General features: G+C 72.0%; 13 protein-coding genes. 6 read left to right on the top strand and 7 right to left on the bottom strand.

Annotation, left to right across the window (positions count from 1 at the left end):
- Nucleotides 1-62: 62 nt before the first annotated feature.
- Both ppgK and OHV05_RS20995 read right to left on the bottom strand, forming a co-directional pair.
- Complete coding sequence (gene ppgK, locus OHV05_RS21000) at nucleotides 63-806, bottom strand: polyphosphate--glucose phosphotransferase (RefSeq protein ID WP_403044246.1); 744 nt, start codon at nucleotides 804-806, stop codon at nucleotides 63-65.
- Nucleotides 807-868: 62 nt separating this feature from the next.
- Nucleotides 869-1,843, bottom strand: a complete 975-nt coding sequence (locus tag OHV05_RS20995; protein ID WP_405019045.1) for a 4-hydroxy-3-methylbut-2-enyl diphosphate reductase — start codon at nucleotides 1,841-1,843, stop codon at nucleotides 869-871.
- An 85-nt stretch (nucleotides 1,844-1,928) separates the two neighbouring features.
- On the opposite strand from OHV05_RS20995, the gene OHV05_RS20990 reads away from it, so the two are divergent.
- Complete coding sequence (locus OHV05_RS20990) at nucleotides 1,929-3,272, top strand: APC family permease (RefSeq protein ID WP_405019044.1); 1,344 nt, start codon at nucleotides 1,929-1,931, stop codon at nucleotides 3,270-3,272.
- Nucleotides 3,273-3,282: 10 nt separating this feature from the next.
- Here OHV05_RS20990 and OHV05_RS20985 read toward each other — a convergent pair whose 3' ends face one another.
- Complete coding sequence (locus OHV05_RS20985; RefSeq protein ID WP_405019043.1) at nucleotides 3,283-4,620, bottom strand: TerD family protein; 1,338 nt, start codon at nucleotides 4,618-4,620, stop codon at nucleotides 3,283-3,285.
- 109 nt (nucleotides 4,621-4,729) lie between these two features.
- On the opposite strand from OHV05_RS20985, the gene xseA reads away from it, so the two are divergent.
- Nucleotides 4,730-5,941 (top strand): exodeoxyribonuclease VII large subunit, encoded by a 1,212-nt coding sequence (gene xseA, locus OHV05_RS20980; RefSeq protein ID WP_405019042.1) that lies wholly within the window; start codon nucleotides 4,730-4,732, stop codon nucleotides 5,939-5,941.
- Here xseA and OHV05_RS20975 read toward each other — a convergent pair.
- Nucleotides 5,932-6,420, bottom strand: coding sequence for a GNAT family N-acetyltransferase (locus OHV05_RS20975; protein ID WP_405019041.1), 489 nt, complete (start codon nucleotides 6,418-6,420; stop codon nucleotides 5,932-5,934). The two genes, xseA and OHV05_RS20975, sit on opposite strands and share 10 nt — an antisense overlap.
- Before the next feature lie 71 nt (nucleotides 6,421-6,491).
- Between OHV05_RS20975 and OHV05_RS20970 the strand changes: the two genes are divergently transcribed.
- Nucleotides 6,492-6,728: an exodeoxyribonuclease VII small subunit gene (locus tag OHV05_RS20970; RefSeq protein ID WP_405019040.1), complete on the top strand. Its 237-nt coding sequence runs from the start codon at nucleotides 6,492-6,494 to the stop codon at nucleotides 6,726-6,728.
- Between the two features lie 138 nt (nucleotides 6,729-6,866).
- Nucleotides 6,867-7,460 (top strand): malonic semialdehyde reductase, encoded by a 594-nt coding sequence (locus OHV05_RS20965; RefSeq protein ID WP_405019039.1) that lies wholly within the window; start codon nucleotides 6,867-6,869, stop codon nucleotides 7,458-7,460.
- Between the two features lie 64 nt (nucleotides 7,461-7,524).
- On the opposite strand, the gene OHV05_RS20960 is transcribed toward OHV05_RS20965, so the two are convergent.
- Nucleotides 7,525-8,028: a DUF4245 domain-containing protein gene (locus tag OHV05_RS20960; RefSeq protein ID WP_405019038.1), complete on the bottom strand. Its 504-nt coding sequence runs from the start codon at nucleotides 8,026-8,028 to the stop codon at nucleotides 7,525-7,527.
- A 241-nt stretch (nucleotides 8,029-8,269) separates the two neighbouring features.
- On the opposite strand from OHV05_RS20960, the gene glpX reads away from it, so the two are divergent.
- A complete protein-coding gene (glpX, locus tag OHV05_RS20955; RefSeq protein WP_403044224.1) occupies nucleotides 8,270-9,307 on the top strand; it encodes a class II fructose-bisphosphatase in 1,038 nt (345 codons plus the stop codon).
- A 193-nt stretch (nucleotides 9,308-9,500) separates the two neighbouring features.
- Here the strand turns inward: glpX and OHV05_RS20950 are convergent, their stop codons facing one another.
- Both OHV05_RS20950 and OHV05_RS20945 read right to left on the bottom strand, forming a co-directional pair.
- Nucleotides 9,501-9,890: a WhiB family transcriptional regulator gene (locus OHV05_RS20950; protein WP_403044222.1), complete on the bottom strand. Its 390-nt coding sequence runs from the start codon at nucleotides 9,888-9,890 to the stop codon at nucleotides 9,501-9,503.
- A 254-nt stretch (nucleotides 9,891-10,144) separates the two neighbouring features.
- The gene (locus OHV05_RS20945) at nucleotides 10,145-10,825 is read right to left on the bottom strand and encodes a DUF1707 domain-containing protein (RefSeq protein WP_405021506.1); all 681 of its coding nucleotides are present in this window, start codon (nucleotides 10,823-10,825) and stop codon (nucleotides 10,145-10,147) included.
- 213 nt (nucleotides 10,826-11,038) lie between these two features.
- Between OHV05_RS20945 and OHV05_RS20940 the strand changes: the two genes are divergently transcribed.
- A complete protein-coding gene (locus OHV05_RS20940) occupies nucleotides 11,039-12,706 on the top strand; it encodes a fumarate hydratase (protein WP_405019037.1) in 1,668 nt (555 codons plus the stop codon).
- The last annotated feature ends 54 nt before the right edge of the window (nucleotides 12,707-12,760 follow it).

Raw genomic sequence — 12,760 nt, 5'->3', positions numbered from 1 at the left:
CACCGGTCAGCCGACGCCCCGGCCGCCCGGTTGACGGTGGTTCAGGACCGGGCGGGACGGCGTCAGCCGCTCGCGTCGGCGGCCATCGCGGCACCGACGATGCCCGCGTCGTTGCGCAGCAGCGCCGGGACCACCTCGGCCGGGCGCTCCTTGAGCAGCGGCAGGAACTTGTCGTGCTTCCGGCTCACTCCACCGCCGACGATGATCAGCTGCGGCGAGAACAGCATCTCCACCAGGTCCAGGTACTCGTCGACCCGCTCCGCCCACTCGGCCCAGCTCAGCTCGTGCCGCTCGCGGGCGGCCGAGGAGGCCCGGCGTTCGGCGTCCTTGCCGCGGAGTTCGAGGTGACCCAGCTCGGTGTTGGGCACCAGCGCGCCGTCGGTGAACAGGGCGCTGCCGATGCCGGTGCCGAAGGTGAGCAGCAGCACCACGCCGTCCCGGCCCTTGCCCGCGCCGTGCCTGACCTCGGCCAGGCCGGCCGCGTCGGCGTCGTTCAGCACCGTGGCGGGCAGGTCCAGGGTCTCCCGGAACAGTCCGGCGGCGTCCAGGCCGATCCAGTCCTTGGCCACGTTCGCGGCGGTGTGGATGCGACCGCCGACCACCACCCCGGGGAAGGTCAGGCCGACCGGCCCCTGGTGGCCGAAGTGCTCGACCACCTCGCGGACCGCCTCGACCACCGCCGAGGGCGAGGCCGGACGGGGCGTCAGCACCTTGTGCCGCTCCTCCGCCAGGGCACCCCGCCCGAGATCGACCGGGGCACCCTTGATGCCCGACCCACCGATGTCCACACCGAACACAGCCGTCACCGCGAACCTCCATCCATCCACAGACCTGTGGACAAACGTACGGGCCGACGGCGCGAACCGCGCTACAGCTTTCCGGCCGCCTCGGCCCGCAGGTCGCGGCGGAGCTCCTTGGGCAGCGAGAAGATCAGGTGCTCCTCGGCGGTCTTGACCGTCTGCACGTCGCCGTAGCCGCGCTCGGCCAGGTAGGCGAGCACGCCCTCGACCAGGATCTCCGGGACGGAGGCACCGCTGGTCAGGCCGACCGTGGTGACGCCGTCCAGCCAGCTCTCGTCGATCTCGTCGGCGAAGTCCACCAGGTGGGCGGCCTTGGCGCCGTACTCCAGGCCGACCTCGACCAGGCGGACCGAGTTGGAGGAGTTCTTGGAGCCGACCACGATCAGCAGGTCGGTCTCGGGGGCGATCTGCTTGACCACCACCTGGCGGTTCTGGGTGGCGTAGCAGATGTCGTCGCTGGGCGGGCTGACCAGCAGCGGGAAGCGCTTCTTCAGCTCGCCGACGGTGGCCATCGTCTCGTCCACCGAGAGCGTGGTCTGGGACAGCCAGACCACCTTGGACTCGTCCCTGACCTGCACGTTGGCGACGTCCTCGGCGCCGTCCACCAGGTGGATCCGGTCGGGCGCCTCGCCCATCGTGCCGACGACCTCCTCGTGGCCCTCGTGGCCGACCAGCAGGATGTCGTAGTCCTCGTCGGCGAACCGGACGGCCTCCTTGTGCACCTTGGTGACCAGGGGGCAGGTGGCGTCGATGGTGGCGAGCTTGCCGATCTTGGCCTCGTCGTGCACGGACGGGGCGACACCGTGCGCGGAGAAGACCACGATCGAACCCTCCGGCACCTCCTCCGTCTCGTCGACGAAGATCGCGCCCTGCTTCTCCAGGGTCTGCACCACGAACTTGTTGTGGACGATCTCCTTGCGGACGTAGATCGGGGCCCCGTACTGCTCGAGGGCCTTCTCCACGGCGATGACGGCGCGGTCGACACCCGCGCAGTAGCCCCGGGGGGCGGCGAGCAGGACACGGCGCTGCGCAGAGTTGGACATGGCTCCCATGGTACGGGCGGCCCCGGGCCGCGCCGACGGGTACCGGCTACCGGATACAAGAGGACAAAAGTGCTCAAATTTGAGCATGACTGAGCAGAGTGGAGCCCCGGGCGCCCTGCGCCGGAGCCTGGGCGTACGCGATCTGATGGTCTACGGGCTGCTGTTCATCGCCCCGATGGCACCCGTCGGCGTGTTCGGCGTGCTGGACGCCAAGAGCCACGGCGCGGTCGCCGCCGTGTACCTGGCCGCCACCGTCGCGATGGGGTTCACCGCCTACAGCTACGCCCAGATGGTCCGGGCGGTGCCCCGGGCCGGGTCGGTCTTCGCGTACGCCCGGGCCGGGCTGGGCGAGAACTGGGGGTTCGTGGCCGGCTGGATGGCGATGCTCGACTACCTGCTGATCCCGGCGGTGGCGTACCTGTTCTCCGGGATCGCGCTCCACTCGCTGGTACCGGACGTCTCCCGCTGGGTCTGGACGGTGCTGGCCGTGCTGGTGACCACCGCGCTCAACCTGACCGGGGTCCGGACGGCGGCGGCGGTCGGCCTGGCCGTGCTGGCGCTGGAGATCGTGGTGCTGACGGTCTTCGTGGTCTCGGCCGTGGTGGTGCTGGCCAGGGACGGCGCCGAACGGGACTGGCTCTCGCCGCTGACCGGGGTCGGCGGCTTCTCGCTGACCGCCGTGGTCTCGGCGGTCTCGGTGGCGGTGCTCTCCTACCTCGGCTTCGACGCGATCGCCTCGTTCGTCGAGGAGGCGGTCGGCGCCTCGGCGGCGGTGGCCAGGGCGGTGCTCTGGTGCCTGGCGCTGGCCGGGGTGCTGTTCGTGACCCAGACCTACCTGGCCGCGCTGCTCACCCCGGTGACGCCGCAGCAGCTGGCGGCCGACCCGGCCGCGCAGGGGTCCGCCTTCTACGACACCGTGGACGCCTCGATCGGGCACTGGCTGCAGACCCTGGTGGCGGTCAGCAAGGCGATCGGCGCCGCCTTCGCCGCGCTGGCCGGACAGGCGGCGGCCGGCCGGCTGCTGTTCGCGATGGCCCGGGAGGGGCGGCTGCCCCGGGCACTGGCCGCGGTGGACACCCGGACGGCGGTGCCCCGGCGGGCGCTGCTGACCGCCGCCACCGTGACGCTGGTGGCGGCGGCCTGGGCGGCCGGCCGGGACGACGGGCTCGACCAGCTGACCTCGGTGGTGAACGTCGGCGCGCTGTCCGCGTTCGGGCTGCTGCACGCCTCGGTGATCGGCTGGTACACCGTCCGGGGCGACTCCCGGGACTGGTTCCGGCACCTGCTGATCCCGCTGCTGGGCATGGCGGTGATCGCCTGGGTACTGGTCGAGGCGTCCAGCACCGCGCAGTGGGTGGGCGCGAGCTGGCTGGCCGTCGGGCTGCTGGTGCTGGTGGTGCAGAGCCCGGCCGTCCGGCGCGGGCGCTGACCTCCGCCGGTTACTTCCGGCCCGCACTCCAGTTCAGGCCCCAGCCGTACGCCTCGTCGATCTGCTGGTGGTTCGAGTGGCCGTCGACCGCCTGGAAGTACCGGCCCTCGCGGTTCACCACCAGCCCGTCGCCGTCGTTCTCCAGCAGCGCGACCACGCAGCTGGTGGCCGGGAAGTCGCAGCCGTCCAGCGGCAGTTCGACCGGTGCGCCGGTGGCCGGGTAGAGGGTGGCCAGGCCGTTCAGACCGGTCAGCGGCTGGTTGTCGAAGGCGAACGCGAAGACCACCAGACGCTGGATCAGGTCCGCGTGGTCGAGGTTGATCCAGAGGTCCTCGCCGGTGGTCACCGCGCCGGTCCGGTCGTCGTTGGCCAGCTGGATGAACGGCGGCTGGTGCAGCGCGCCGAACCGCTGGCCGATCGCCTGCACGATGCCGGAGCTGCCGTCCCGGAGCTGCCAGAGACAGGCCAGGTCGAGGTCCCGGCCCGCCATCGGGGACTGGCCGACACCCCGCATCCGCTTCGCCAGCCAGCCGGTGGCCCCCGACTGCTGCCGCTGCGGCGCGGCGCCGGCGGCGGGTGCCCAGTTGAGGTTGACCCGGAGCAGACCGCCGACCGCACCGTGCTTGCGCAGCGAGAGGCGCGGGGCCTCCTTGGTCAGCGTGATCTTGCTGAAGTTGAGCGGCGCGGCGGCGGGCGGGGCCATCGGGGGCGCCGCCGTCGGCGCGGCGAAGGGCGGCGCGGCAGGCGGAGCGACGGGCGGTGCCGGCGGGGCGACGGGCGGAGCGGGCGCGGCGGCCGGGGTCGTGACCGGCGCCCGGTCGGGCTCCGAGTCGACCTGGATGCCGTAGTCGGTGGCCAGCCCGGCCAGCCCGGAGTCGTACCCCTGGCCCACCGCGCGGAACTTCCAGCCCTCGCCCCGCCGGTACAGCTCGCCGAGCACGAAGGCCGTCTCGGTGGTCGCCCCGTGGTCCTCGAACCGGACCAGCTCCGCCCCGGAGGCCGCGTCCAGCACCCGCAGGTACAGCCCGGGCAGCGCGCCGAACCGGCCGCCGTCGCTGGAGGCCGCCAGCACGACCGTCTCCACCGCCGGGTCGAGCCCGGACAGCCGGACGGTCAGCGCGTCCACCACCCCACCGGGCACGGACCGCTTCCCGGTGTGCCGGACCGCGCCGGAGACGTCCTGCGGCTGGTTGTAGAAGACGAAGTCCGCGTCGGACCTGACCCGGCCGGCCGCCAGCAGCAGCGCGGACGCGTCGGCGTCCGGCACGCCGGGACCGGTCGACCAGCCCAGCTCGACCAGCACCTCGGCCGCCGCCACCGGCACGTTCGCACCCTTGGAAATCACCATCAGCCCGCCGCTCCCCGAAGTTGACCTCTGCTCGCCGGTCCCACCCTAGGGCCGAAACCCCGGAGCCGAAGCGGGCGCGGCGTCGGTGGGCCCGGTTAGCCTCGTCGGTATGGCCAACACCAGCTCACCCGAGGCGCCGATCCCGGTCGGCAAGGTTTCCGCACTCATCGGCGGGTGGGTGGACCGGCTCGGGGCGGTCTGGGTGGAGGGTCAGATCACCCAGCTCAGCCGACGGCCGGGGGCGGGCGTGGTGTTCCTGACGCTGCGTGACCCGGACCGGGACGTCTCACTGACCGTCACCTGCTTCCGGCAGGTCTTCGAGCAGGTCGCCGAGGACGTCCAGGAGGGCTCCCGGGTGCTGGTCCACGCCAAGCCCGAGTGGTACGTGGCCCGGGGCACCCTCTCGCTGCGGGCCACCGAGATCCGCCTGGTCGGCCTCGGCGAGCTGCTCGCCCGGCTGGAGCACCTGAAGCGGAAGCTGGCCGGCGAGGGCCTGTTCGCCACCGAGCGCAAGCAGCGGCTGCCGTTCCTGCCGCACTGCATCGGCCTGGTCACCGGCCGGGGCTCGGCCGCCGAGCGGGACGTGCTGGAGAACGCCAGGCGCCGCTGGCCCGCCGTCCGCTTCGAGGTCCGGAACGTCCCGGTGCAGGGCGGCGCCGCGGTGGCCCAGGTGACCGCCGCCGTACGGGAGTTGGACGAGCATCCCGAGGTGGACGTGATCATCGTGGCCCGGGGCGGCGGCAGCGTCGAGGACCTGCTGCCGTTCTCGGACGAGGGCCTGGTCCGGGCGGTGGCCGCCGCCCGCACCCCGGTGGTCAGCGCGATCGGGCACGAGCCGGACCAGCCGCTGCTGGACTTCGTCGCCGACCTGCGGGCCTCCACCCCGACCGACGCCGCCAAGCGCGTGGTGCCCGACGTGAACGAGGAGCTGACCCGGGTGCACCAGCTCCGGGACCGGGCCAGGCGGCACATCACCCACCGGGTGGAGCGCGAGCAGGCGGGCCTGGCCGGGCTGCGCAGCCGTCCGGTGCTGGCCGCCCCGCACCGGCTGGTGGACGGCCCGGCCGAGCAGGTCGCGGCCCTGCTGGAGCGCTCCCGCCGGGTGCTCGGCCACCGGCTGGACGCCGCCGAGTCCGACCTCGGCCACACTCTGGCCAGGGTGGTCGCGCTCTCCCCGCTGGCCACCCTGCAGCGCGGCTACGCGGTGCTCCAGCACGCCGACGGCCGGGTGGTCGGCGACCCGGCCGACCTGACGCCCGGTGAACTGCTGCACGCCCGGGTCGCCGAGGGCTCCTTCGAGGTGACCACCCGTCAGGACTGAAGCAGTCGCTGCCGGGAGAGCGGGACGGAGTGCTCGTGGAAGCCGAGGCTGCGGTACAGCGCCTCGCCGCCCTCGGTGGCGTGCAGGTCGATCCGGGTGACCCGACGGGCGTCGAACCAGGCCAGCAGGGCCTCGGTGCAGGCCCGGGCGTGGCCCTTGCGGCGCCGGCCGGGGTCGGTGCAGATGTTGAAGACGAAGCCGAACAGCCCGTCGGGGTGCCCCGGTGCGGGCAGCCGGTGCTCCAGGGTGCCGACCGCGCAGGCGGCCAGCCGCCCGGGGCGGTCCGGGTCGTCCAGCACGAAGGCGGGCATGGTGCGCAGCTCGTCCGGCCCGGCCAGCCGCTCGCGCAGCACCCGCTCGGCGGCCGGCTGCCAGCCGCCCGGGTCGGGCCGCCCCGACATCGCCTCGAACATCAGGCCGCGCAGCCGGACCAGCTCGGCGGCGTCCTCGGGGGTGGCGGGTCTCACCTGGGGCGTCATGGCGCCGAGGGTAGCCAGCCGGGACGGCGGGACACACCCGAATTGTCCGTCGCAGCGCCTACCCTGACGGAATGACGGAGCAGCAGGGGAATAACGCGGACGACGGCCTCGGTTACGAGCAGGCGCGGGACGCGCTGCTCGACGTGGTCCGGCAGCTGGAGGCGGGCGGCGTGCCGCTGGAGGAGTCACTGGCCCTCTGGGAGCGCGGCGAGCAGCTGGCCAAGGTCTGCCAGCGCTGGCTGGACGGGGCCCGGGCCCGGCTCGACGCGGCGCTGGCCGCCGAGGGCGGGGAGACCGACGGCGAATAGCCTCCCGCTCTTCATGTGATGTGGTTCACAGGGCAGTTGCGGAATGGTTTAAGTTTCACCTAACGTTGGACCGTACCGAACGGCGCGCAAACCGCTGCTCCGTGACGAAGACGTTTATCCCGTAGAGGTGGACCCGTAATGACCCTGGCTCTCGACGCCGCCGCCCAGGACCTGCTCTTCCGTGAGGCCCGCACCGCCAACACCTTCACCGACGAGCCGGTCAGCGACGAGCAGATCCAGGCCGTCTACGACCTGGTCAAGTACGCCCCGACCGCGTTCAACCAGCAGCCGCTGCGCGTCGTCCTGGTCCGCACCACCGAGGGCCGCGAGCGCCTGGTCCAGCACCTGGCCGACGGCAACAAGGCCAAGACCGCGGCCGCCCCGCTGGTCGCCATCCTGGCCGCCGACAACGAGTTCCACGAGGAGCTCCCGGCCCAGCTCCCGTCCTTCCCGCAGGCCGCCGAGCTGTTCTTCACCGAGCGCCCGGTCCGCGAGGCGTCCGCCCACTTCAACGGCGCCCTGCAGGCCGCGTACTTCATCGTCGGCATCCGCGCCGCCGGCCTGGCCGCGGGCCCGATGACCGGCTACAACGCCGAGGGCATCAACAAGGAGTTCTTCGCCGACGGCGAGCACTCGGTGCTGGCCGTGGTGAACATCGGCAAGCCGGGCGAGAACGCCTGGTACCCGCGCTCCCCGCGCCTGGCCTACGACGAGGTCGTCACCACCGTCTGACGGTGACCCCCGCAGGTACGACGAAGCCCCCGGCCACGGCCGGGGGCTTCGTTCGGTTCCGGGGCTAGCGGAGCGACTGGGCGAACTCGGTGAGCTCCTCCCAGCCGGCACTGCCGGTGACCACCGTGGTCGCGCTGCCGCTCTGGACCACCAGGGCCCGGTACGACTTGCCCTGGTAGCGCTGCCACTCCTGGCCGCCGATCGTCGCGGTGCCGTCGGGCTTCGCACCCTCGACCGCGGTGTTGACCGCCTGCTCGCGCGGCTCCACGCTCTGCTCGACCGCCGCGTACTGACCGCCGGGGGTGAGGAAGCCCAGGTGCCACGCCTTCGGGCGCTTCTTGTCCTGGTTGTACTCGACCGAGGTGGCCTTCCACCGCTCGGACAGGCCCTCCGGGGCCAGCACCGGGTACGGCGCGGCGCGCTTGGCCGAGGCCGCCGAGGAACGGTAGTCGACCGCCTTCAGCCCCGAACCCTCGGAGTGCGGGATGAAGAGGTACCCGACGAAGACCACGCCACCGATCGCCAGCATCGACAGGACCATGTCCCGTACCGTCTGCCGGCCTCTCATGCTGCTTTTCCCTGCCACCCCCTCATCGTGAACCATCCCCTCCCCCGGCCCTACCACCGGGGTCCTCACGGACGGGTGAACCGGCCGCCGGAGCCCCGGCAGGGAACGCAGTGCGAGGCCAGCCGGGGGTGCGCCACAGACAGTCATCGGGTGGACAGATACGATCGCAGGACCCTCATCACGGCGTTCGACCTGGCACTTGTCGGGCGCTCTGGCCGTCGCGTACAGAGAGGTATCGACGATGACCGCCCAGCACAGCAACTTCCCCAGCTCCCTGATCGTGGCCCCGGAGGCCCCTGATCGGAACCTCGCCCTCGAACTCGTCCGGGTCACCGAGGCCGCCGCCATGGCGGCCGGCCGGTGGGTCGGCCGGGGCGACAAGAACGGCGCCGACGGCGCGGCCGTGAAGGCCATGCGCACCCTCGTCTCCACCGTGTCGATGAACGGCGTGGTCGTCATCGGTGAGGGCGAGAAGGACGAAGCCCCGATGCTCTACAACGGCGAGCGGGTCGGCGACGGCACCGGCGCCGAGTGCGACGTCGCGGTGGACCCGGTGGACGGCACCACGCTGACCGCCAAGGGCATGGCCAACGCCGTCGCCGTGCTGGCCGTCGCGGACCGCGGCACCATGTTCGACCCGAGCGCGGTCTTCTACATGGACAAGCTGGTCTGCGGCCCCGAGGCCGCCGACTACGTCGACATCACCGCCCCCGCCGCCGTGAACATCCGCCGGGTCGCCAAGGCCAAGGGCAGCTCGGTCGAGGACGTCACCGTGATGGTGCTGGACCGGCCGCGCCACGACGGCCTGGTCAAGGAGATCCGCGAGGCCGGCGCCCGGATCAAGTTCATCTCGGACGGCGACGTGGCCGGCGCCATCATGACCGCCCGCGCGGGCACCGGCGTCGACCTGCTGATGGGCATCGGCGGCACCCCCGAGGGGATCATCGCGGCCTGCGCCATGAAGTGCATGGGCGGCGTGATCCAGGGCCGGCTGTGGCCCAAGGACGACGCCGAGCGGCAGAAGGCCCTGGACGCCGGCCACGACCTGGACCGGGTGCTCACCACCGACGACCTGGTCAGCGGCGAGAACGTGTTCTTCGTCGCCACCGGCATCACCGACGGCGAGCTGCTCCGCGGCGTGCACTACCGCCAGGCCACCGCCACCACCAGCTCGCTGGTGATGCGCTCGAAGAGCGGGACGATCCGTCAGATCGACTCCACCCACAAGCTCTCCAAGCTGCGGGCCTACAGCGCGATCGACTTCGACCGCGCCAACTGAGCTCGGGAAGGCGCCCGGCCGGCTACGGTCCAGGGGCTCGGGGAACTGCGACGCCGGCCCTTGCAAGGTGATCGTCGCGTAAACGGTCGGGCACTTTCGTAGGTGACCCGAACGCCAGATCTCCTCGCAGTTCCCCGAGCCCCTGGGTGGTAGACGGCTGAGCGCCTGCCAACAGCCGGGCGCCGAGCCCGGCTCAGCCGGCTATCCGGCGGGCGGTCGGGATCCGGAGCTCGGCCTCCCGGCGCCGGCGGCGGGCGAGCACCACCCGGCGCTCGGCCGCCGTGAGGCCGCCCCAGACGCCGTAGGGCTCGGGCTGGGCGAGGGCGTGCTCCCGGCACTCCAGCAGGACCGGGCAGCGGGCGCAGACCTGTTTGGCGTGCTCCTCCCGGGACAGCCGGGCCGCCGTGGGCTCCTTGGACGGGGCGAAGAACAGCCCGGCCTCGTCCCGTCGGCAGGCCGCCCCGGTGTGCCAGGGACTGTCCTCCTGGTGCTCGAGCCGCTGCGCCGCCACCGCCGGTGCGGTGGTACTGCGGGCCGCCGGTTGGGCGGCGGCACGGACGCTGGACTCGATGGGATGCAGCACGGCTTTACTCCTGACGGGCTCAAGAGAACTCGGGGGAAGGGCTCCCTGCCCGGCTGCCCCGTTACCGACCCCACTCACGCCATCCGTGGGTCTCAGCCGCCCCCGGGGTCACAGCCGTACAAGAAACGATATGCGTCAGGAACTACCCCACCGCCGCCGGATTCATGCACACCGCATGCGTTCGACTACGGGCTGCACTCGACCCAGGATCGAGTGCCTGCCCGGAAGTTGACGCCCCGTGAGATTTCGGCAGGTCAGCCGTCGAGCTGCTTGCGCACCCATTCCCTGAGCTTCTTGCCCCGACGGGGCCTCGCCTCGCAGCCGCCGAAGATCGCCGCGCCCTTCACCCGGACCACCGGCGCGTACGGGTCGGCCGCGGTCTGCTCCCGGACGTCGAAGCCGCCGAAGACGCCGATCCCGCTGCCGTGCAGCGAGACGTTCTCCGGCACCTTGATGTCGACCCCGCCGAAGACCGCCCAGACCTCGATCTCCACCTCGGGCGACTCGAAGACGGCGTCGCTGAGGTCGATCTCCACCCCGCCGAACACCGCCACCGCGCGCAGGTGCGAACCCACCCGCCAGCGACCCTTGCGGCTGGTGCCGCCGAAGACCGCCATCATGGTCGGCGACTCGCTCCGGGCCGGCAGCTGCGGCGCGCGGTGGGTCACGCCCTGCGGCTTCTCGGTGGACACCGGCCGGTGTGCGGGCAGGTCCCTGGTCAGCGGCGCCAACTCACCCAGGGTGCGGGCGTTGTAGGCCGCCTCGATCCGCTCGGAGTGCTCCTCGACGGTGAGCCGGCCCTCGGCGTACGCGTCCCGGAGCAGCTCGGCGATCCGCTCCCGGTCGGCGTCCGAGGCGCGCAGCTCGGCCTCCGCCACCGGGGTCACGTCGAACGGCTGCTTGGTCAGGTCCGGCTTGGCCTCGGACTTGGTCATCGGTACGGGCGGCTGGCCCGGCTTTTCGTCCATCGACGGCGAGTTGTCCACGGGGGTCAGCCTAGTCACCGGAGCCCCTTCCGAACGAGAGTTCGGCGGCACTCGACGTGACCCCGGTCACGCAGGTTCACCTGCGCGCACCGGCCGCCCGGCCGGGACCTAGTCTTGAAGGTGCTTCGTCGACGCAGCCGGATCAGTTAAGGACCTCCACCCATGGCTCCCACGCCAGAGTTCGCCTACTCCGACCTCCTCCCCCTCGGTCCGGACCCCACCCCGTACCGCAAGCTGACCTCCGAGGGTGTCAGCGTCATCGAGGCGGGCGGGCGCCGTTTCCTCCAGGTGGAGCCCGAGGCCCTGCGGCTGCTCACCGCCGAGGCGATGCACGACATCTCGCACTACCTGCGCCCGGCCCACCTGGCCCAGCTCCGCCGGATCCTGGACGACCCGGAGGCCAGCCCGAACGACCGCTTCGTCGCGCTGGACCTGCTGAAGAACGTCAACATCTCGGCCGGCGGCATCCTGCCGATGTGCCAGGACACCGGCACCGCGATCGTGATGGGCAAGCGCGGCCAGAACGTGCTGACCGAGGGCCGCGACGAGGCGGCCGTCGCGCGCGGCGTCTACGACGCGTACACCAAGCTCAACCTGCGCTACTCGCAGATGGCCCCGGTCACCATGTGGGACGAGAGGAACACCGGCAACAACCTGCCGGCCCAGATCGAGCTCTACGCGACGGACGGCGACGCGTACAAGTTCCTGTTCATGGCCAAGGGCGGCGGCAGCGCCAACAAGTCGTACCTCTACCAGGAGACCAAGGCCATCCTGAACGAGGACTCGATGCTCAACTTCCTCGAGCAGAAGATCCGTTCGCTGGGCACGGCGGCCTGCCCGCCGTACCACCTGGCGATCGTGGTCGGCGGCACCAGCGCCGAGTTCGCGCTGAAGACCGCCAAGTACGCCTCGGCGCACTACCTGGACGAGCTGCCGACCAGCGGCGACGCGGCCACCGGGCACGGCTTCCGGGACCTGGAGCTGGAGGCCAAGGTCACCGAGCTGACCCAGAAGATCGGCATCGGCGCCCAGTTCGGCGGCAAGTACTTCTGCCACGACGTCCGGGTGATCCGGCTGCCCCGGCACGGCGCCTCGCTGCCGGTCGCGATGGCCGTCTCCTGCTCGGCCGACCGCCAGGCGCTGGGCAAGATCACCGCGGACGGGATCTTCCTGGAGCAGCTGGAGACCGACCCGGCGAAGTACCTGCCGGACACCACGGACGAGCACCTCGACGACGACGTGGTCCGGATCGACCTGAACCAGCCGATGTCCGAGATCCGCGCCGAGCTGGCCAAGTACCCGGTGAAGACCCGGCTCTCGCTCACCGGCACGCTGGTGGTCGCCCGCGACATCGCGCACGCGAAGATCAAGGAGCGGCTGGACGCGGGCGAGGGCATGCCGCAGTACCTGAAGGACCACCCGGTCTACTACGCCGGGCCGGCCAAGACCCCGGAGGGCTTCGCCTCGGGTTCGTTCGGCCCCACCACCGCCGGGCGGATGGACAGCTACGTCGACCAGTTCCAGGCGGCGGGCGGCTCGATGGTGATGCTCGCCAAGGGCAACCGCTCGAAGCAGGTCACCAAGGCGTGCGCCGAGCACGGCGGCTTCTACCTCGGCTCGATCGGCGGCCCGGCCGCCCGGCTGGCCCAGGACTGCATCCGCAAGGTCGAGGTGCTGGAGTACGCCGAGCTGGGCATGGAGGCGGTCTGGCGGATCGAGGTCGAGGACTTCCCGGCCTTCATCGTGGTCGACGACAAGGGCAACGACTTCTTCGCGGAGGTCACCGAGGGACCGCTGATCACCAGCCTGCGGGTGCGGTCGGCGGAATAACGACAAGTGCCCCGCTCCACCTGCGCGGTGGGCGGGGCACTTGACTTGGATTTG

The organism is Kitasatospora sp. NBC_00070, from assembly GCF_045041205.1.
Taxonomy (GTDB): domain Bacteria; phylum Actinomycetota; class Actinomycetes; order Streptomycetales; family Streptomycetaceae; genus Kitasatospora.
This window is presented reverse-complemented; position numbering and strand designations above follow the sequence as displayed.

Excerpts from the sequence above, each read along its gene's own strand:
- glpX (WP_403044224.1), top strand. The coding sequence starts at position 8,270 with ATGACCGCCCAGCACAGCAACTTCCCCAGCTCCCTGATCGTGGCCCCG.
- OHV05_RS20995 (WP_405019045.1), bottom strand. The coding sequence starts at position 1,843 with ATGTCCAACTCTGCGCAGCGCCGTGTCCTGCTCGCCGCCCCCCGGGGC.
- OHV05_RS20940 (WP_405019037.1), top strand. The coding sequence starts at position 11,039 with ATGGCTCCCACGCCAGAGTTCGCCTACTCCGACCTCCTCCCCCTCGGT.
- OHV05_RS20965 (WP_405019039.1), top strand. The coding sequence starts at position 6,867 with ATGACCCTGGCTCTCGACGCCGCCGCCCAGGACCTGCTCTTCCGTGAG.
- xseA (WP_405019042.1), top strand. The coding sequence starts at position 4,730 with ATGGCCAACACCAGCTCACCCGAGGCGCCGATCCCGGTCGGCAAGGTT.
- OHV05_RS20970 (WP_405019040.1), top strand. The coding sequence starts at position 6,492 with ATGACGGAGCAGCAGGGGAATAACGCGGACGACGGCCTCGGTTACGAG.
- OHV05_RS20990 (WP_405019044.1), top strand. The coding sequence starts at position 1,929 with ATGACTGAGCAGAGTGGAGCCCCGGGCGCCCTGCGCCGGAGCCTGGGC.
- OHV05_RS20975 (WP_405019041.1), bottom strand. The coding sequence starts at position 6,420 with ATGACGCCCCAGGTGAGACCCGCCACCCCCGAGGACGCCGCCGAGCTG.
- OHV05_RS20985 (WP_405019043.1), bottom strand. The coding sequence starts at position 4,620 with ATGGTGATTTCCAAGGGTGCGAACGTGCCGGTGGCGGCGGCCGAGGTG.
- OHV05_RS20945 (WP_405021506.1), bottom strand. The coding sequence starts at position 10,825 with ATGACCAAGTCCGAGGCCAAGCCGGACCTGACCAAGCAGCCGTTCGAC.
- OHV05_RS20960 (WP_405019038.1), bottom strand. The coding sequence starts at position 8,028 with ATGAGAGGCCGGCAGACGGTACGGGACATGGTCCTGTCGATGCTGGCG.